Source organism: Bradyrhizobium betae (genome assembly GCF_008932115.1).
GTDB classification, from domain to species: Bacteria; Pseudomonadota; Alphaproteobacteria; order Rhizobiales; family Xanthobacteraceae; genus Bradyrhizobium; species Bradyrhizobium betae.
In genome coordinates this window covers 933,973-951,883 of the sequence record NZ_CP044543.1, presented here as the reverse complement: position 1 = coordinate 951,883, position 17,911 = coordinate 933,973, and the positions used below count along the sequence as shown (strand labels likewise).

The 17,911-nt window shown below is 64.7% G+C and carries 18 protein-coding genes; 7 read left to right on the top strand and 11 right to left on the bottom strand.

All coding sequences use genetic code 11. The features are described 5' to 3' along the window. Positions 1–16: 16 nt before the first annotated feature. From F8237_RS04760 to F8237_RS04730, 7 genes are all read right to left on the bottom strand, one after another. Entirely contained in the window at positions 17–481 is a 465-nt protein-coding gene (locus F8237_RS04760; RefSeq protein ID WP_151642637.1) for a GFA family protein, read from the bottom strand. Then, a complete protein-coding gene (locus tag F8237_RS04755) occupies positions 478–2,349 on the bottom strand; it encodes a methylmalonyl-CoA mutase family protein (RefSeq protein WP_151642636.1) in 1,872 nt (623 codons plus the stop codon). Before F8237_RS04755 ends, F8237_RS04760 begins: the two co-directional genes overlap by 4 nt. Positions 2,350–2,431: 82 nt before the next feature. Next, complete coding sequence (folK, locus tag F8237_RS04750) at positions 2,432–2,923, bottom strand: 2-amino-4-hydroxy-6-hydroxymethyldihydropteridine diphosphokinase (RefSeq protein WP_151642635.1); 492 nt, start codon at positions 2,921–2,923, stop codon at positions 2,432–2,434. Position 2,924: 1 nt separating this feature from the next. Next, the gene (folB, locus tag F8237_RS04745; protein WP_151642634.1) at positions 2,925–3,293 is read right to left on the bottom strand and encodes a dihydroneopterin aldolase; all 369 of its coding nucleotides are present in this window, start codon (positions 3,291–3,293) and stop codon (positions 2,925–2,927) included. Next, on the bottom strand, positions 3,290–4,150 hold the full coding sequence (gene folP, locus F8237_RS04740) for a dihydropteroate synthase (RefSeq protein ID WP_151642633.1): 861 nt from the start codon (positions 4,148–4,150) through the stop codon (positions 3,290–3,292). Before folP ends, folB begins: the two co-directional genes overlap by 4 nt. Before the next feature lie 220 nt (positions 4,151–4,370). After that, positions 4,371–4,778 carry a DUF4332 domain-containing protein gene (locus tag F8237_RS04735; protein ID WP_151642632.1) on the bottom strand — a complete coding sequence of 136 codons (408 nt, stop codon included), beginning with the start codon at positions 4,776–4,778 and terminating at the stop codon, positions 4,371–4,373. 24 nt (positions 4,779–4,802) lie between these two features. Continuing rightward, a complete protein-coding gene (locus tag F8237_RS04730; protein ID WP_015687407.1) occupies positions 4,803–5,168 on the bottom strand; it encodes a hypothetical protein in 366 nt (121 codons plus the stop codon). Between the two features lie 348 nt (positions 5,169–5,516). Here F8237_RS04730 and F8237_RS04725 point away from each other — a divergent pair, with 348 nt between their 5' ends. From F8237_RS04725 to F8237_RS04710, 4 genes are all read left to right on the top strand, one after another. Beyond that, positions 5,517–7,139 (top strand): helicase HerA-like domain-containing protein, encoded by a 1,623-nt coding sequence (locus F8237_RS04725; protein ID WP_151642631.1) that lies wholly within the window; start codon positions 5,517–5,519, stop codon positions 7,137–7,139. 149 nt (positions 7,140–7,288) lie between these two features. Continuing rightward, positions 7,289–8,617: a glycosyltransferase family 87 protein gene (locus F8237_RS04720; protein ID WP_162005873.1), complete on the top strand. Its 1,329-nt coding sequence runs from the start codon at positions 7,289–7,291 to the stop codon at positions 8,615–8,617. A gap of 24 nt (positions 8,618–8,641) precedes the next feature. Next, positions 8,642–10,036 carry a M20/M25/M40 family metallo-hydrolase gene (locus F8237_RS04715; RefSeq protein ID WP_151642629.1) on the top strand — a complete coding sequence of 465 codons (1,395 nt, stop codon included), beginning with the start codon at positions 8,642–8,644 and terminating at the stop codon, positions 10,034–10,036. A gap of 250 nt (positions 10,037–10,286) precedes the next feature. Then, positions 10,287–11,219 carry an IS110 family RNA-guided transposase gene (locus F8237_RS04710; RefSeq protein ID WP_151642564.1) on the top strand — a complete coding sequence of 311 codons (933 nt, stop codon included), beginning with the start codon at positions 10,287–10,289 and terminating at the stop codon, positions 11,217–11,219. A 245-nt stretch (positions 11,220–11,464) separates the two neighbouring features. Here the strand turns inward: F8237_RS04710 and F8237_RS04705 are convergent, their stop codons facing one another. Next, positions 11,465–12,244 (bottom strand): class II aldolase/adducin family protein, encoded by a 780-nt coding sequence (locus F8237_RS04705; protein ID WP_151642628.1) that lies wholly within the window; start codon positions 12,242–12,244, stop codon positions 11,465–11,467. 45 nt (positions 12,245–12,289) lie between these two features. Between F8237_RS04705 and F8237_RS04700 the strand changes: the two genes are divergently transcribed. Beyond that, the gene (locus tag F8237_RS04700; RefSeq protein WP_151642627.1) at positions 12,290–12,499 is read left to right on the top strand and encodes a hypothetical protein; all 210 of its coding nucleotides are present in this window, start codon (positions 12,290–12,292) and stop codon (positions 12,497–12,499) included. A gap of 165 nt (positions 12,500–12,664) precedes the next feature. On the opposite strand, the gene F8237_RS04695 is transcribed toward F8237_RS04700, so the two are convergent. Together F8237_RS04695 and F8237_RS04690 are read right to left on the bottom strand one after the other, a co-directional pair. Next, positions 12,665–13,690: an IS110 family RNA-guided transposase gene (locus tag F8237_RS04695; RefSeq protein ID WP_151642626.1), complete on the bottom strand. Its 1,026-nt coding sequence runs from the start codon at positions 13,688–13,690 to the stop codon at positions 12,665–12,667. Between the two features lie 190 nt (positions 13,691–13,880). Continuing rightward, positions 13,881–15,530 carry a glycosyltransferase family 39 protein gene (locus F8237_RS04690; protein WP_151642625.1) on the bottom strand — a complete coding sequence of 550 codons (1,650 nt, stop codon included), beginning with the start codon at positions 15,528–15,530 and terminating at the stop codon, positions 13,881–13,883. 311 nt (positions 15,531–15,841) lie between these two features. On the opposite strand from F8237_RS04690, the gene F8237_RS04685 reads away from it, so the two are divergent. After that, complete coding sequence (locus tag F8237_RS04685; protein ID WP_162005872.1) at positions 15,842–16,711, top strand: DUF308 domain-containing protein; 870 nt, start codon at positions 15,842–15,844, stop codon at positions 16,709–16,711. A gap of 170 nt (positions 16,712–16,881) precedes the next feature. Further along, the gene (locus F8237_RS04680; RefSeq protein ID WP_151642624.1) at positions 16,882–17,298 is read left to right on the top strand and encodes a Ros/MucR family transcriptional regulator; all 417 of its coding nucleotides are present in this window, start codon (positions 16,882–16,884) and stop codon (positions 17,296–17,298) included. 140 nt (positions 17,299–17,438) lie between these two features. On the opposite strand, the gene F8237_RS04675 is transcribed toward F8237_RS04680, so the two are convergent. Further along, a complete protein-coding gene (locus tag F8237_RS04675; protein ID WP_151642623.1) occupies positions 17,439–17,867 on the bottom strand; it encodes a SufE family protein in 429 nt (142 codons plus the stop codon). Between the last annotated feature and the right edge of the window lie 44 nt (positions 17,868–17,911).

Sequence of the window (17,911 nt, the reverse complement as noted above, 5' to 3'; positions counted from 1 at the left end):
CCATATCATAGGCGCTTCAATCATGGTCCGGATGCTGATGGCTGACGATGGTCGCCATCTTTTCCGGCCCGTAATTCTGTTGCGTGGTCTGGCTCGGCAGATTGGAGATTCCGACCACCCAGCCGAGCCGGGATTCGGTTCCGTATTGCCGGGTCGGCACCAGCCGGTCCGGGCGGTCGAAGGCGCCGGTCATGATCTCGATCCGCTCGCCGTCGATGCGGCCGAAACTCAAGGGCGTGCCGCACGCCGCGCAATAGCCGCGATCGGCGATCGAGGAGGAGCGGAAGAACGACGGCTGCCCCTTGGTCCAGGCGAAGTCGGTCCGGTTGATGTCAGCTAAGGAGGCGAACGGCGCGCCGCTGGCCTTCTGGCACATCCGGCAATGGCAGATCGAAACCTTCTCCGGTGCTGCCGTCAGCGCAAAGCGCACCGCGCCGCACTGGCAGCCGCCGGTGAGAACGGGTTTGCTGGCCACGGTCATGCCTGCTCCATTCGCCGATAGGCGTCCTGCAGCGTCGCAAGCGCATCGCCGCCGGCAAAGACGAAGCCCGTGACGCCGGCCGCACGCAGCGCCGCCTCGGCCTCCGCGGGGCGGCCTGCCAGATAGATATGTTGGCCGCCTTCGGTTTGCAGGGCCTTCGCCGCGGCTTCTGCGTGTTCCGCGTAGACCTTGTCGCTGGAACAAATGCAGGCAAGCTCCGCGCCCGAGGCCTTGAACGCTGCCGCCAGCTTGGCCGGATCGGCAAAACCCTCGCTGTCGACGGCCTGGATGCCGCCGGACTCGAAGAAGCTTTTTGCAAAGGTCGCGCGCGCCGTGAAATCGGCGGGCGTGCCGAGATTGGCCAGAAACACTTTCGGCCGCGTGCCACGCGCCTTCAACGCTGCATCCGACTTGTCGCGCAGCGCCTCGAACGGCTGCGCCAGCCGGATCGGCGGCAGCGGATCGAACTTGTACTTCTGCTCGCCGTAAGGTGCGAGCGCGACCGGTGTGGCCGTCAGCACCGCCGTCTCGCGCTCATGCAGGTTCGGAAACTCGCTGGCGCCGGTGAGCACATCGCGGCGCTTTGCGATGTTGGCGTCACGCGCTTTTCGTGTGGCCGCGACCTTGCTCTGGAACACGCCTTGCGCAAGCGCGGCGAAGGCGCCGCCGGCTTTCTCGCTGTCCTGGAACAGCGTCCAGGCGGCCTCACAGAGCTGCGCGGTCAGCGTCTCGATGCCGCCGGCGCCGGCCGCGGGATCGCTGACCTTGGCAAGGTTGCTCTCCTCCAGCAGCAGAAGCTGGGTGTTGCGGGCCACCCGCCGCGCGAACGGATCGGGCAGGCCGAGTGCGAGCGTATGCGGCAGCACGGTGATCGCATTGGCGCCGGCAAGGCCCGCCGCGAATGTCGCGATGGTCGCGCGCAACATGTTCACGTAAGGGTCGCGCTGCGTCAGCATGCGCCACGCCGTGTCGGCGGCAATGAACAGCGGTTTTGGCGTGAGCCCACACGCCGTCTCGATCCGCGCCCACAGCAGCCGCAGCGCGCGGAATTTCGCCATGGTCAGGAACTGGTCGGCATCCGCGGCGAGGCGCGCATAGACCATGCCCTGTGCCTGCTCCAGCGGAACGCCCGCGCTTTCGATCGCGCGCAGATAGGCGACACCGCAGGCGAGCACGAAGGCAAGCTCCTGCACCTCGGAGCCGCCGGCATCGTGGATCACGCGGCCGTCGGCGGAGGCAAACGGTCCCTTGAAGCCGAGCGCGGCGAGGCCCTTGATCGCACCGGTGATGGGGGGAACGATTTCGTCCCAGCTATAAGGGCTGTGGCCCCACACTGCACCGGCCGCGAGCGGATCGAGCCCGAAGCGGATGTTGCAGGCGGCGGGATCGAGGCCCTTGCTCTTCACATATTCCGCAACATGGATCGCGGCCATCCGCGACTGCGGTCCGATATCGAGCTCGATGCCGATACCGGCGTCGAGATGAATGTCCTTCAAGACCTTCGCGACTGCATCCGCCGTCGGTTCCAGGCCGAAACCGCGGGCGCCGTTCGCGCCGGCGAACACCAGCGCAAGTCCCGTCGCGCCGTTCTCCAGATCCTGCAACGCCTGTGCATTCGCCGCCATCGCATCGGGATGGTCGATCCGCTGCATGATCTGCCACGGCGCAGCCGCAGCCCGTCCGGCCACCGGCGCAACGCCCTTGGCACGCGGATAGAGCGGATCGATCTTCAGCCCGTCATAGGTCTTGCCGACCAGCTTCTCGAACGGCGCGCCCTTCAGCACGCCATCGACCAGCTTGCGCCAGTCTTCGACGGTCGCCTTGGGAAAATCGGCCGCCAGCGGCAGGTCGTCAGTCACGGAGGTCATACGGCCAAGGGCTCCCAAACGGCTTTGTTATTCGCAGGCGAAATTGCCACGGCCGGGCGTCGCTGCAAACGGTTGTTTTTAGTTAACCGGTATCCGGAAGCCGCTCAATGCCTTGCGTCGAGACGCTGGCGAGCCCATCGCGGACACGAATACCTGAGATCATGCGATCGGGCGCGATTTCTGCGAGCGGCACCAGCACGAAGGCGCGTTCGAACAGGCGCGGATGCGGCAAGGTCAGGTCAGGCTTCTGCATGGACACATCGTCGTAGGCGATCATGTCGAGATCGAGCGTGCGCGGACCCCAGCGCCGCTCCTTGGTACGCGTGCGGCCGAATTTCTGTTCGACCTTCTGCAGCACGAACAGCAGCGCGTGCGGATCGAGGCCGGTCTCGACCTCGACGCAGGCGTTGATGAAGGGATCCTGGTCTTCGTCGCCCCAGGGCGGCGTCGCATAGTCCGAGGAGCGCGCGACCAGCACGCCCTGCGTCATGCCGCAGACATGCGCGATCGCCTTTCCGAACGTCGCACGGACATCGCCGACATTGCCGCCGAGCGCAATGAGTACGCTCGCCACCTCAAGGGTGCCGCGAGCGCGTCAGCATGATGCCGACGTCGTCGAAGATCGCGGCGATCGGCGCATGCGGCTTGTGCACGGTGATCTTCACCGCACGAATGCGCGGGAAATGCGACAGGATGGCGTCCGCGACCGCGCCGGCCGCGCGCTCCAGGAGCTTGTAGTTGGTATTCTTGAATGCGGCCGTCGTGGTCGCCACGACCTCGGCGTAGGACACCGTATCGGAAAGCCGGTCGCTGCGCGAAGGCTCCGACAAATCGGTACAGAGTTCGAGGTCGATGATAAAGCGCTGGCCGACTTCGGTTTCGTGATCCATGACGCCGTGGCGAGCGTGGATCGACAGTCCGGTCACGAAGATCGTATCGGTCATTGCTTGCTCTCGATTGCGTGCCCCACCCGCAGGGCCTGCAAGGTCTCGGCGACATCGTGGGTCCGGATGATCCTGGCGCCGCGCTGCGCGGCGATCAGGTGCGCGGCGATCGAGCCGGCGAGCCGCTCTCTCGGCTCCGATGGTGACACCGAGGCGATGAAGCGCTTGCGCGAGGCGCCGACCAGGATAGGCAGGCCAAACATGTCGAATTCGCGCAAGCGCGCCAGCGCGATCATGCTCTGCTCGGCGGTCTTGCCGAAGCCGATGCCGGGATCGAGCACGATCTTCTCGCGCGCAATGCCGGCTTTGGCGGCGATATCCAGCGAGCGCAGGAAGAACGCCTTCATGTCCGCGACGATGTCGATGGCGGTATCGACGCTGTCGCGGTTGTGCATGACGATGACGGGGACGCTCCTGGCGGCGACCAGCGGCGCCATGGCGGCGTCGCGTTGCAGGCCCCAGACGTCGTTGGCGATCGCAACGCCCTGGTCGAGCGCGAAAGCCACGACCTCCGCCTTCATGCTGTCGATCGACACGGGCACGCCGAGCGCCACCAGGTCGGCCAGCACCGGCTTCAGCCGGGCGATCTCGTCCGCCGCCGTGACGGGCCGGGCGCCCGTGTAGGGCCGGGTCGATTCCGCGCCGATGTCGATGATGTCGACGCCGGCATCGATCATCGCCCGTGCCCGCTGCAACGCCAGCGCGGGCGCAATGAACTCGCCGCCGTCGGAGAAGGAGTCCGGGGTGACGTTGAGCACGCCCATCACCGCCGGGATCGGCCGTTCCAGCAATGTCCGCAGCAAATCAGGCCCGGCCGAGCCAGCCTGGAGGACGGATGGGGATGGCGAGGCGTTCATGCCGCCCGCTTTAGCGGTCGGCGAGGGGGAGTTCAAGGCGGGAGGGGGGATACGCGCCAGTCCGTCACCCTGAGGTGGCCGCATCTTCAGCGGCCCTCGAAGGGCGACGGCCCGGTTCTCTCCGTGCGGCGGCAGCGTGGCCGTGCATCCTTCGAGGCTCCCGGCACGATGCGTAGCATCGTGCCACTCGCGCCTCAGGATGACGGGGAGAGTGTGTGGGCTAATACGTGATCTTCGGCGCCAGCTTCTTCGCCTTGGCGATGATGTCGCCGACCGACTTCTCGGACGGAAGAATGCGAACCAGCTTCTTCTTCTCGTTGGCTTCGCGCATGCTCTGGGCGAGCCTTGCTGGATTCCGATAGGCGAGCTCGCGCACGGTGGTGACGCCGGCGGCGCGGACGAGGCCGACCTTGGCGCGGCCCATGCCGGGGATGCGCATGTAGTCGGAGACGTTGGCCCATTCGAGCAGCTGCTGCTCGCTGATGCCGGTCCTGGCGGAGAGCGCCTTGCGGCCCTTCACGGTGGAGGCCGCCTCGAGCAGCGCATCGGTCGTGCGGATTCCTTGCGCCTTCAACTTGTTGGCGGCAAAGGCCGGCAGGCCCTCAATCTCGGAGATCGGATATGTCATGATACTCGATATGAAAAGCGTCGCTCAGGCGAACTGGCTGAGGCCCGGCGTCCCTGCGATGATCTTGCCCATCTGATCCGCTCCGATTTTGTCTCGGCCGTAGCGGAAAAGTTCACGGGCAATGGTCTGAATCTCGGACATGCCAAGTCCGAGGCCCATCAGGCGCGTGCCGACGGCCATCAGGCCGCCGCCCATCAGTCGCGACAATCCACCGCCGCTCTTGGACGCCTCGATCGCAGCTTCGGCACCGGGGATCTGATCGATCAGGGTCTGCACGCTGTCGGAAGGTCCCTCGTTGCGGAGGAAGCCCAGGATAATGCCAACGGTCTTTTCAGCGACAGCACTATCTATGCTGGCGTTCGACGCCAGCCGCCCGATCAGTTCGTCCATAAGGCCCGCCCCTCAGCCGGTTTGCACCCGGAGTATTGCTTTCGAAAATGATCTTGAGCCGGTGTGATGTGAAATACAAGCGATGAACGCGGCCAACGTTCCGATTCATTCTCGATGACGCAAAAGGTGTTGCAACGATGCAAGAGCGGAGATGGAATCGGCGAAAAATTGCCGCGGTGCGAATGCGGCGTTCCTACTTTCGGCGGATGCCGTGCCGATGTTTCCGACAATGTCGCATGCTCGGGGCACGTTGAACGGTTTCAATCGGCACGCGAGATGCGTTAAACTACGGAATAGGTGCATTCGCGTTTCAATATGCGAAACACGGCAGAGAGATCAGAGAGAATAATGACGGCTCAGGACAGCAAGCTCGGCGACACCGGCGACAAGATCTTCGTCGGCAAGGGAGACGAGCAGGCGTGGCTGACGCTGGCGCTCGCCAATCGCCACGGCCTCGTCACCGGTGCAACCGGAACCGGTAAGACGGTATCGCTGCAAGTCATGGCGGAAGGATTTGCGCGCGCCGGTGTTCCGGTCTTCGCATCCGACATCAAGGGAGACCTCTCCGGTATCTCCGAGGTCGGCGAGGCCAAGGATTTCATCGTCAAGCGCGCCACCGAGATGGGGCTGACGTTCCAGCCCGACCAGTTCTCGACGGTGTTCTGGGACGTGTTCGGCGAGCAGGGCCACCCGGTGCGGGCGACCGTCACGGAGATGGGGCCGCTGCTGCTGGCGCGGATGCTCGACCTGAACGATGTGCAGGAAGGCGTGCTCAATGTCGCTTTTCGCGTTGCCGACGACAACGGGCTGACCCTCATCGACATGAAGGACCTGCGCGCGCTGCTCGACGCCATCGTGCCGGATGCCGGCAAGAAGGCCGCGGATGCCGAGGAAAGCCCGCTTGCCGCCATCAAGAAGGCGGCGCAGGGTTTTGGCAACGTCACCAAGGCCACCGTCGGCACCATCCAGCGCCAGCTTCTGGTGCTGGAGAACCAGGGCGGCACCAAGTTCTTCGGCGAGCCGGCGCTGTCGCTCAAGGACTTCATGAAGACCGACCGCGACGGCCGCGGCATGGTCAACATCCTCGTCGCCGACAAGCTGCTGCAGAGTCCACGGCTTTACGCGACATTCCTGCTGTGGATGCTGTCGGAATTGTTCGAGGAGCTGCCCGAGGCCGGCGACCTGCCGAAGCCCAAGCTGGTGTTCTTCTTCGACGAGGCGCACCTGTTGTTCAACGACGCGCCGAAGGCGCTGATGGACAAGATCGAGCAGGTGGTGCGATTGATCCGCTCCAAGGGCGTCGGCGTCTATTTCGTCACGCAAAACCCGATCGACGTCCCGGACCGCGTGCTCGGTCAGTTGGGTAACCGTGTGCAGCATGCGCTGCGTGCCTTCACCCCGCGCGACCAGAAGGCGGTCGCCGCCGCGGCGCAGACCTTCAGGCCCAACCCGAAGCTCGACACCGCCAAGGTGATCACGGAGCTCGGCAAGGGCGAGGCACTGGTGTCCTTCCTCGAAGGCAACGGCACGCCGACCATGGTCGAGCGGGTGATGATCCGGCCGCCATCGGCGCGTATCGGACCGATCACGCCGGAAGAGCGCAAGGCGATCATGGATGCGAGCCCGGTGAAGGGCAAATACGACACCGCCGTCGATGAAGAGTCCGCCTACGAGATGATCCAGAAGCGCATCGCCGGCACCGCGGCGACGGCGGATGCTCCTGCTGGCGCAAGCGGCGGCGGCATCCTCGGCCAGATCGGCTCGATCGTCGGCACCATCTTCGGCACCAACGTCAAGCGCGGCCGCCTGTCGGCGGGCCAGGTCATCGCGCGCGACGTGACGCGATCGGTGACCAACCAGGTGATCGGGGGCATGGCCGCCAATCTGGGCAAGTCGGTCGGCGGCCAGCTTGGCGGCACCATCGGCCGCACACTGGTCCGCGGCGCGCTCGGCGGGTTGCTGCGGAGGTAGGCAGGAAGCCCTGTTCGAGGCAATTCGCCCGCAACTTCGGCCGCTTCCGCGAAGAGGTCGAGCGGGCGGCCGGTACAAATTCAGGTGAGGGGGGCTCTCCAAGCGTCCGTCGGTCTGCTAGGTCCTGTGTTCCCTGACTGGACCACATTGTGACCTCAACCGACCCGTTCCCCAAATCCGGTTCGCTCAGAAAGCTGTCGCTGCGTGCGCCGCTCGACCTGCTTTTTCTGTTCTGCTGCGTCCTGTTGACGGCCGACGTGCTCGTTCCCGAGATCTTCGGCCATGGCAAGACCAAGGATTACGGGCTGTGGTACTGGGCCGGACAGCAGGTCCTCGAGGGCGGGCCGCTCTATCCGGGCGATCTCCGCGAGTATTTCGAGTTCATCTATCCACCGCTGCCGGCGATCCTGCTGGCGATCCCGAGCTGGTTCGGCAAGATCCCGCTCTATGTCGTGCTGTCGATCCTGAACGCGGCGGCGTGGTGGTACACCGGCATGCTCTCCAATGCCATGACGGGATCGGGCCGCTGGCCCGGCCCATGGCTGGAGGCGCTGCCGGCCCTGGTCACCGTGACCTTCGTGTTCGACATGTTCGACCTCGGCCAGCCGAACCTCGTGCTGCTGGCGATGATGCTCTGCGGCTTCTGGTGCTTGCAGCATCGGCGCTCGTGGCTCGCAGGCTTCGTGTTCGCGCTCGCCACCGCGATCAAGGTGTTTCCGATCGCGGTGCTGCCCTATCTGGTCTGGCGGCGGAAGTGGGCCGCCGCCGTCGCGACGGTCGCCTTCACCGGCATCCTTCTTTATATCGCGCCGGCGCCGATCCGCGGCTTCGAGCGCAACGCGGCCGAACTCAAGACCTGGTACCAGGGCATGGTCGGCTCGAGCTCGGAAAAGGGTTTTGGCCAGCGCGACGAGCAGAACTGGTCGTGGGTCAACCAGTCCCTGATTGCCGTCACGCACCGTCTGGTCCGGCCCATCAACTACAATCAGGAAGATCCCAACAAACCGCCGCGCACGATGAATGTCATCGACGTCGACTACAAGACGGCGAACTGGATCGTGCTGGCGCTGTCGGCGCTGCTCGGGCTCGGCTTCGTCGCGGTCATGCCGCCGCAAGCGAAGCGAACGGCGCGCTCGGATGCCGAGGAGCTCGGCATCCTGTTCTGCCTGATGACGGTGGCGTCGCCGCTGGCACGGCAATACTACTTCATGTGGCTGTTCTTCCCGATGACGGTGCTGATGCATCGGGCCGCCTTCGACGAGCGGGCGAATGTGCGGTTGGGGACCTGGCTTGCGCTCGGCGCGGCCGGAATCCTCATGCTGCTGGCGTTGCCGTGGTTCCCCAATGCCTTCCAGGCCTGGGGAAATAACCTTGCCGCGACCGCCGTTCTCGCAGGTACCCTCGCATGGCACATCCGGCATCCGTCGGTGGCGGCTGGCTCCGCGCCCGCCGTGGCGCTAAAACCCGGGACCTCCTAAGACTCAGAAGCAGGAAATACGACCATGGCCAATGCGCAGCTTCAATCCGTGCTCGACCACATCGACAAGGATTTCGACAACAGCCTGGAGCGCCTGTTCTCGCTGTTGCGGATCAAGTCGATCTCCGCGGATCCGGCCTTTGCCAATGACTGCAAGGCCGCGGCCGAGCATCTCGCCAGGGATATCGCAAGCCTGGGCGTCGCCACCGAAGTGCGGCCGACCGCGGGACATCCGGCGATCGTCGGCAAGACTGGAGCGGGCGGACGGCCGCATGTGATCTTCTACGGTCATTACGACGTGCAGCCGGTCGATCCGCTCGATCTCTGGCACCGTCCGCCGTTCGAGCCCGTCGTGACCGACCACGCCGACGGCCGCAAGATCATCGTCGCGCGCGGCGCCGAGGATGACAAGGGCCAGGTGATGACCTTCGTCGAGGCCTGCCGCGCCTGGAAGAAGGTGACGGGATCGCTGCCGATCGACGTCACCTTCCTGATCGAGGGCGAGGAGGAGGTCGGCTCGAAGAATTTCGTGCCGTTCATCGAGGCCAACAAGGACGAGTTCAAGGCCGACTACGTGCTGGTCTGCGACACCGGCATGTGGGACCGCAACACGCCCGCGATCACGACCTCGCTGCGCGGCCTGCTGTACGAAGAGCTGAAGATCACCGCCGCCAACCGCGATCTGCATTCCGGCGTGTTCGGCGGCAGCGCCATGAACCCGATCCGCGTGCTCACGAAAATTCTCGGCGGCCTGTTCGACGACGACAACCGCATCACCATCCCCGGCTTCTATGACGGCGTGAAGGATCTGCCGCCCGATATCCTGGAGCAGTGGAAGAAGCTCAATCTCACGCCGGAGATGTTCTTGAAGCCGATCGGCCTGTCGATCCCGGCCGGCGAGAAGGGCCGGCTGCTGATCGAGCAGGCCTCGTCGCGCCCGACCTGCGACGTCAACGGCATCTGGGGCGGCTATATCGGTGAAGGCTCCAAGACGGTGATCCCGTCGCATGCCTCGGCCAAGGTCTCGTTCCGTCTGGTCGAGGGCCAGGACCCGCAGAGGATCCGCAAGGCGTTCCGCGACTACGTGACGGCGCGACTTCCTGGCGACTGCAAGGTCGAATTCGGCGACCATTCCGCCGCGCCCGCGGTTGCGCTCGACTGGAACATGAAGCCGCTTGCCGCGGCCAAGAAGGCGCTGACGGAGGAATGGGGCAAGGAGACCGTGCTGATGGGCTCTGGCGCCTCGATCCCGATCGTCGCCGACTTCAAGCGCACGCTGGGCCTGGACTCGCTGCTGGTCGGTTTTGGATTGGACGACGACAACATCCACTCGCCGAACGAGAAGTACGACCTCCGCAGCTTCCAGAAGGGCATCCGCTCCTGGGCCCGCATCCTCGCCGCGCTGGCCGAGGTGAAGTAGGGCGAGTCACTTTGCCTGTCCGACGAACCTTGCGCTCTGGCAATGAGCGAATTGTCCGTCCCGTCATCCTTGTAACTCGCCAAAGACCGGTCGGCGATCTAGGCTTGGCCGTTCGGCTGCAGATGGGAGACCGTCTCATTCTAGGGCCGCAAAGCCCGTCCCTCAGCTCGGCTCCCCATCTGCAAGTCCGTTGAACCCGAACAGTCGCGTGGGCCGCCTGGCGAGCCCGGTTGCGCAAGGAGGGGTGCCGATGGAATTGTCATTCGTGGGAATCGATGTCTCCAAGGACCGCCTGGACGTTCACGTACGTCCGAGCGGAGAAATGTTCGCTGTCACGCGAGACGGCAAAGGGCTCGAGAGCCTCGTCGAACGGCTGTTAGAGCTGAAACCCACTTTGGTCGCGGTGGAGGCGACCGGAGGTTTCGAAACCATTGTGGCTGCGGCCGTTGCCGGCGCTTCAATCCCGCTGGCGGTGGTCAATCCTGCCCAAATCCGCAACTTCGCCCAGGCGGCCGGCAAACGGGCGAAGACCGATCCGATCGACGCTGCCGTGATTGCTCACTTCGCGGATGCGCTCCGGCCGGAGCCGCGCGAGCTGCCTGACCAGGAAGCGCGCCTGCTGGCCGAAATGGTCAGTCGCCGCCGGCAGATCATCGAGATGAAGACCGCGGAAGGCCAGCGTGAGAAACGGGCAAGCAATGTCCGGATCCGCAAAGGTCTGCAGCGTCACATCGCCATGCTGCAGAAGGAGCTCGATGCCATCGACCGAGACATCGAGACCATGGTTCGTGGCTCGCCGGTCTGGCGCGCCAAGGAGGATCTTCTCGCCTCGGTGCCTGGGATAGGAAACATCGTCGCCAGAACTCTGCTCGCCGAGCTGCCTGAACTTGGCCGGTTGAGCCGTCGGGAAATCGCCAGCCTCGCCGGCCTTGCGCCTTACACCCGGCAATCAGGCCGCTGGCGAGGCAAGAGCATGATCGGCGGCGGCCGAGCCAGCGTTCGCACAGTCCTCCACATGGCCGCCTTGGTGGCGAGCCGCTGCAACCTCGCCCTCAAGACTTTCTACCAGCGCCTCCTCAGCGCCGGAAAGCCGAAGATGGTTGCTCTGGTGGCAGTCGCCCGGAAGCTTCTCATCACCCTCAACGCCATCATCAGAGACAATAGACCATGGCAAAACGCTTGACTTCGAACACAGTCGCTGAGGTGCGACTGGCGCGCTGCACCGCATTGCGCCGGGAGCCTCGAAGGATGAACGGCCGAGATGCAGCCAGGCCGTCGCCCTTCGAGGGCCGCTGAAGAAGCGGCCGCCTCAGGGTGACGGTGAGGGGCGTTGTCCTAAAACAAAAACGCCGCCCGGAATTGGGCGGCGTTTCATTCCGAAATGTGTAGAGGGTGTTGAGACCTACCCTACACGAAACCTCGAAAATCTCAAGACCGATAACCCGGCAGCTCGCGGTCGAGCTTGCGCAGCAGCGGCGGCCATACCAGCTTCGTGGCGCGCAGCTCGGCGCGGTCGCGGTTGGCGAGCAGCTCGGTGTTCTTGTCGATCGCGACGTGGTCGACCGGATAGACCGGCGTGCCCAGCGCGCGCGTGCGCACCTGCATCGAGCAGGCCCGCTCGAGGTGGTACATGCGCTCGAAGGCGGAGGCGACCGAGCGTCCGACCGTCAGCGTACCGTGATTGCGCAGCAGCATGTGGTTGTGGTCGCCGAGGTCCTTCTGCAGCCGCGGCCGTTCGTCATGGTCGAGCGCGATGCCTTCATAGTCGTGATAGGCGAGGTCGTGGGTGACGAGCTGGGCTGTCTGGTTCAGCGGCAGCAGGCCTTCGGCGCTGCTCGATACCGCGGTGCCGTCGAGGGTGTGGAGATGCAGCACGCAGATCGCGTCCTCGCGGACCTCGTGGATCGCCGAATGGATGGTGAAGCCGGCCGGGTTGATGCTGTACTCGCTCTCGGAGAGCTGGTTGCCGTGCAAATCGACCTTGACGAGGCTCGAGGCCGTGATCTCGTCGAACATCAGCCCGTAGGGATTGATCAGGAAGTGATGCTCCGGGCCTGGCACGCGGGCGGAGATGTGGGTGTCGACGAGGTCATCCCAGCCGTACAGCGAGACGAGGCGGTAGCAGGCGGCGAGATCGACCCGTTGTTGCCACTCGGCCTCCGTCATGTTGGAGGGCACTTCCCTCAGGCGCGCTTCTGCTGGTGACATGGCTGATCTCTCCGAACCCAGTTGTTGCGGAGCGAGAGCCTAGTCTTGGCGGTGGCCGGCGGCAAGGCGGTGGAAGCGCGGCTGTTCAGCGTAGCCCGCATGGAGCGAAGCGCCATGCTGGAAGGTCTGTCCCGGATTTCGCTTGCGTTCCATCCGGGCTTCTGTAACGGGCCCTGGTTAGTCAATCCCTTTTTGCGTCGTCCACTCGCCGGGAACCTGCTTCTGTACGGGATCGGCGCGGAGGCCGTCGCCTGATGGGGTTCTAGAGAGGAGCAGGTCGGCCAATCTACGGAAGCGTGATCGCATCGACGGATGCGTCGACAACCCGGATGACGGCCTGGCCTGATCCATCGTCCCGGCGAAGGGACTTCGCTTCGGGGAGGCTGGTGTGATGCCCGCCCGAATCTGTGTGCTCTTGCTTTAAGCCATGGCAGTCGTCCTGAACGGTGCGTTGTCCTTGAGCATGCGCAGCATGATCACGGCGAGCTTGCGTGCTAACGCTACCTTGGCCTTGTTCATGCCGGCGCGCTTGGCGATCCGCATGGCCCAGCTCTTGAGCGGCGCGCAGCCCTTGATCGGCTTGGTCAGGATGATGTGGGCGGCTTCATAGAGCGCCTCGCGCACGGAGGCGTCGCCATTTTTACTGATGCGGCCGCAGTAGTCGGTCTCGCCTGACTGGTACTTCTTCGGCGTCAAGCCGAACAACGGTCCCGCGCGCTTCGCCGAGTTGAAGCGCGAGGGGTCATCGATGGCGCTGGCAAAGGTCAGCGAGATGATCGGTCCCACGGCCGGTGTCGACATCAGCAGCTTGGCTTTGGCATCCAAAAGCGACATCGCCCGCACCCGCTTCTCAAAGCCGTTGAACTCGCGCAGTAGCACTGCATGAACCGCCAGCGTCGCAGTAGCGATCGTCTCGAGGGCCGGATGGCCGGCCACCAGCTCACGGATGCGTGCCGCAAAACTGCGCTTCGTCGTTTTGCCAACCTTCAATCCGAAGCCGCGCAGGATCCCGCGCAGGCTGTTCTCGATGTCCTGAAGCTTGGCCTGGATCAGCTTGCGCGCCGTCAGCATCGCACGGGTCTCCTGGGCACTCATCGACTTGCAATGCACCGGCCGGAACCAGCCGAGCCGCATCAATTGCGCGATGTTGCGGGCGTCGTTACGGTCCGACTTCACCGGCATCGCCTTGAAGGCATCGCTCACGTGCCGCGTTTCCAGGAGCTCGACCGCGAGGCCCTCGTGCTTCATGGCTGTATAAAGCCACTGAGACAGCGGTCCGGCCTCCAGCCCGATCCTGGCGAGTTCGAACCCGAGCGAGCGGAACCAGCCAATCAGCGCCACAGGCTCGCTGGCAACCTTGACCTCCCGAACGATCTTTCCGCTCGCGTCGACAACGCACACGCTGGAGCATTCCAATGACACGTCGATTCCGGCATAGTAGTCCATGGTCGTTCCTCCTTGATGCTTGGAGCGAAGCTTAGGCCTCGACTCCGCTACACCATCAATGTGAGGGACGACCGCAAACCTTCCAGTCAAGCCGCGCGACGCGCGCAATCAAAATAGCGCCGTAGCTAGCGCGGCTTGACTGGAAGGCCGCCGGGGCCCGTTACCCCATCTACAGGGCCGGAGAAATAAATTACGGCGCCGGGATCGACAGCAGGCTGGAAATGCTGCGGCCGCGGATGTCGTAGACGCGGGCGAACACGACGTCATCGCGCTTGATCTCGACCATCACGGGCGCGGTGAGACCCTTGCAATAGAACTCGCCGAGCGTCATGGCGAAATCGGCCGCGTTGGAATCCCATCCGATGGTGAAGTCGGGGCCGAGCGCGACCTGCGCCGGGCGCTGCGGACCGCACACCGCGACCTTCCACTTGCGATTGCCGGGCGGCACTTCCTGGCGCTCGACGATCTGCTCACGCAGCTCGTCCGAGGCCTGCTTCAACGCGAGGCCCCAATAGTCGAGCATGAAGCGGTCGTCGGCGCCGCGCACGGTGCCGGCGATGTGGTTGAAGTGGGTGTATTGGTAGGGATGCAGCCGGATCATCTCGGCGAGCGAGAGCGCGAGTCCGAAGCAGAAGGTCGCGAGCACGACCGGCTGCCAGGTGCGGTGGTTGGTGCGCAGGCGCTCCATGGTCCAGGCGAAGGCGACGCCGCCGAGCACCGCCATCGGCGGGATCACGAAGACGAAATGGCGGATGCCGTTGTACAGCGCCGGCCGCTTCACCATCGCGATCGCGAGCGGCAGCGTAGCCGCGAGCGTCAGCATCAGCATGACGGTCTTGCGGCGGGCAGGAACCTCGCGGCGCGTCAGCATGGCGAAGGTGCTGACCACGGCGCCGCCCATCAGGATCAGCATCACCTCGGGCAATTGCAGCGCGAACAGCGTCGGCAGATAGGACCAGGGCATGTCGGGCACGGACACGATCGCGCCGTCGAACATCTCCTTCCAGGGCTTCTCGAAGAAGTGCGAGAAGTAGGTCAGCGCCTCGAACGGATTGCCGGGCTCCATGATCGACCATGGCCAGATCAGGCCCATCACGAGGTAGCCGAACACGAGGCCGGGCAGCAGCACGTAGACGACATGGGCGAAGCGGCGGGCCGCCTCGCGGACGCCTTCAGTGCGCAGTTCTTCCAGGAACAGCGGGATGAAGCCGATCATGGCGTAGACCAGCGCGAGCCCACCGAGGATGCGGCAGCCGATCGACAGCCCCGCACCCAGGCCGACGATCAGGATCGTGCGCGGCGAGGGTTTTGGATATTCCTCGGCGAGCCGGACCAGGCCGAGCATCAGGATGATCATGGCCACCGCGAAGGGCGCGTCCTTCGGGTTCATGAACATGTGGCCGTAGAAGATCGGGCAGAGCGCGAGCAACAGCAGCGCCGCGAGCCCGGCAAGCGGTCCGCCGATGCGGCGGCCGAGCCGCCAGGTCACTGCAAGTCCGACTACGCCGACGATCGCGCCGAGCAGACGTCGCGTCTCGAACAGCTCGAGCGGAATGACCTTGTGCAGCAGGGCCGCGACCATGTCGAAGCCGCCGCCATACATATAGAGATTGGCGAAGGAGAGCGCCGCTGTGTCCCTGAAGCCGGAACCGAACAAGCGCAGCAACAGATCGGCATATTCAGCGTGGGTGTAGTCGTCCCATCCGAGCCCGTAGTCGCGGAAGGTCAAGCCTGCGATGACGGCGACCGCAGCCAGCACCAGCATGGCGAGATCGTCGCAAGTCCGTTCAACCGAGCGCCGCAGGGGCGTGTCGATCGCCGAAGTCGTGATGGATGTCATGGCTATTGGTGACCCGGAATCCCCTCTTGGCCCTGCTGGTGCGCGCGGGCCACTTCCCCGGAATCCCTATAGCGCAGTTCCATTACCAAGTAATTGGGCATTATGGCTAAATTCCTGATGCGACGCAGCAAATCCTTGCAACTGGGAGTACACAGCAGTAGCGAGCCGTAGCTGAAGGGAATGTGAATAAGTCCCTGATTTCCTTCCCTTTAGGAACGCGGGGTACAATTCGCCGTTGGCGAGGCACACTGGATGACGGTATCGTGCCGAGACGGGTGTCGCGTGTGGATGCGCGGCCGGGGGTGAGTTCGATGACGTTGGCATTGTTGATCGCTGGGATTTTCGCCGTTGTGGCGGGCCTCCTTGCGATCCTGTTCGGCTACGCCAACAGGGATTTCAGCGTTGGCAGCACCCTCATAATCTCCGGCACCATCGGCGTCTGCTCCGGAATGTTACTGGCCGGCCTCCATACCGTCGTCATGGAACTGAAGGGCATCGCCCGCCGGCTGGCCGGATCCGCCGCGGCGCCCGAGGTACGGGTCAGGCCCGTATTGCCGGGCCTCGGGGTGCCTGGTGCGCCCGAGCCGGCGCCGGCCACGAGGATCGAGCCATCGGCGCCGCCGCCACCGCCTGCCGGGGGCCCGCCGCCCTGGCAGGGCGAAGTCGCTGCGCGCGAGCGTCCGCGCGTCGAGGCGCAGCCGGAGCCGGAAGCTCCAACGCCTCCCGCGGCTCCGGAGCCGCCGCGCCGCCGCAACCTGATGTTCGCCTCGACGTCGCGCAAGGAGCGCGAGCGCGCGGAGTCGAAGACGCCCGATGGTTCGCCGACGCCTCCTGAAGAACCCGCGGCACCTGCCGCCCCGGAGATTCCGCCCGCGAGCTTCGACGACGCCTGGCCGAAGCCGGACCGCATGCGTCCACCGGAACCGCCGGCCGCTTCGCGCCGCTCGCCTCAGCGCTCGCCGTCGACCTTTGCGGAAGCTGCTGCCCCGCCGCCGCCGGCACCCGAGCCGGGGCCGGTGGTCGAGCAGCCCCCTGTGACGGTGCTCAAATCCGGCGTCGTCGACGGCATGGCCTATTCGCTCTATTCCGATGGCTCGATCGAAGCGCAGATGCCGGAAGGCATGATGCGCTTTGCCTCGATCGACGAACTGCGCGCCCATCTCGACCAGCGGGGTGGCTGAAGCCTGCGCTCGATCAAGGCGCCAGCGTTCTTGTCACACGGTCGGTCATCAGCTCATATTCGTCAGTCGTCTTGTTTCAGCCGAACCTCTTGTCGACACAAAATACTTTGGTGACGTCTTTCCCAAGAGACTAACACATGAGACGCAGCGTTTAAGGAAAGGTCGGGCCCATGTCGGACGCCGGGGCTAAGAACTTCATCGAGCTGACGGCGAGCATCGTCTCGGCCTATCTCGGCAACAATCCGACGCCGGCCGCCGAGATTCCGAACCTGATCAGCCAGGTGCACGGCGCCCTGGTGCGGGTCTCGACAGGCCGCGTAGAGACCGTGCCGCTCGAGCCGGCAAAGCCCGCGGTGTCGCTGAAGAAGTCGATCGCGCCGGATTATCTGGTGTGCCTCGAAGACGGCAAGCGCTTCAAGTCGCTGAAGCGCCATCTGCGCACCCAGTACAACATGACGCCGGAGCAGTATCGCGAGAAATGGGGCCTGCCGGCCGACTATCCCATGGTCGCGCCGAACTACGCGGTGGCGCGCTCGCAATTGGCGAAGCAGATGGGATTGGGACAGCAGCAGCGGAAGCGGAAGTAGCCCAGCGTCCTAGCTTGCAACGCACTCCACCCTCATCCTGAGGAGCCCGCAAAGCGGGCGTCTCGAAGGATGGCCACAGGCGAGAGACGGGCCTGCATGGTTCGAGACGCGCTTCGCGCTCCTCACCATGAGGGTCTTCTTCACGATGCTTCCGCGAGCGCCTCTTTGGCGTCGGTCTTGATGCGATCGACCATCGAGCGCAGGCCGTTGGAGCGCTGCGGGGTCAGATGATCGCGAAAGCCGAACTCGTCGAACACGGCGATCGCATCGGTCGCGAGAATTTCCTGCGGCGTGCGGCCTGAATAGAGCGAGAGCACGATCGCGACCAGGCCGCGCACGATATGGGCGTCGCTGTCGCCGCGATACTTCAGGATCGGCGCGCCATCGCTGCGATCGACCAGCTTCTGCAGCCAGACCTGGCTGACGCAGCCATTGACCTTGTTGGCGGCGGAATGTTCCGCCTCGGGCATCGGCTCCAGCGTGCGGCCGAGCTCGATGACGTACCGGTAACGGTCGTCCCACTCGTCCAGAATCTCGAAATTGTCCCGGATTTCGTCAATCGTCGTCATGCTGGCCCACGGTTCCCGCTTCCCGCGAATATAGGGACGCAAGG

Bases quoted from the DNA above. Each gene is read 5' to 3' on its own strand.
- F8237_RS04760 (WP_151642637.1), bottom strand. From the start codon at position 481: ATGACCGTGGCCAGCAAACCCGTTCTCACCGGCGGCTGCCAGTGCGGC.
- F8237_RS04755 (WP_151642636.1), bottom strand. From the start codon at position 2,349: ATGACCTCCGTGACTGACGACCTGCCGCTGGCGGCCGATTTTCCCAAG.
- folB (WP_151642634.1), bottom strand. From the start codon at position 3,293: ATGACCGATACGATCTTCGTGACCGGACTGTCGATCCACGCTCGCCAC.
- folP (WP_151642633.1), bottom strand. From the start codon at position 4,150: ATGAACGCCTCGCCATCCCCATCCGTCCTCCAGGCTGGCTCGGCCGGG.
- F8237_RS04735 (WP_151642632.1), bottom strand. From the start codon at position 4,778: ATGACATATCCGATCTCCGAGATTGAGGGCCTGCCGGCCTTTGCCGCC.
- F8237_RS04730 (WP_015687407.1), bottom strand. From the start codon at position 5,168: ATGGACGAACTGATCGGGCGGCTGGCGTCGAACGCCAGCATAGATAGT.
- F8237_RS04725 (WP_151642631.1), top strand. From the start codon at position 5,517: ATGACGGCTCAGGACAGCAAGCTCGGCGACACCGGCGACAAGATCTTC.
- F8237_RS04715 (WP_151642629.1), top strand. From the start codon at position 8,642: ATGGCCAATGCGCAGCTTCAATCCGTGCTCGACCACATCGACAAGGAT.
- F8237_RS04710 (WP_151642564.1), top strand. From the start codon at position 10,287: ATGGAATTGTCATTCGTGGGAATCGATGTCTCCAAGGACCGCCTGGAC.
- F8237_RS04705 (WP_151642628.1), bottom strand. From the start codon at position 12,244: ATGTCACCAGCAGAAGCGCGCCTGAGGGAAGTGCCCTCCAACATGACG.
- F8237_RS04695 (WP_151642626.1), bottom strand. From the start codon at position 13,690: ATGGACTACTATGCCGGAATCGACGTGTCATTGGAATGCTCCAGCGTG.
- F8237_RS04690 (WP_151642625.1), bottom strand. From the start codon at position 15,530: ATGACATCCATCACGACTTCGGCGATCGACACGCCCCTGCGGCGCTCG.
- F8237_RS04685 (WP_162005872.1), top strand. From the start codon at position 15,842: ATGACGTTGGCATTGTTGATCGCTGGGATTTTCGCCGTTGTGGCGGGC.
- F8237_RS04680 (WP_151642624.1), top strand. From the start codon at position 16,882: ATGTCGGACGCCGGGGCTAAGAACTTCATCGAGCTGACGGCGAGCATC.
- F8237_RS04675 (WP_151642623.1), bottom strand. From the start codon at position 17,867: ATGACGACGATTGACGAAATCCGGGACAATTTCGAGATTCTGGACGAG.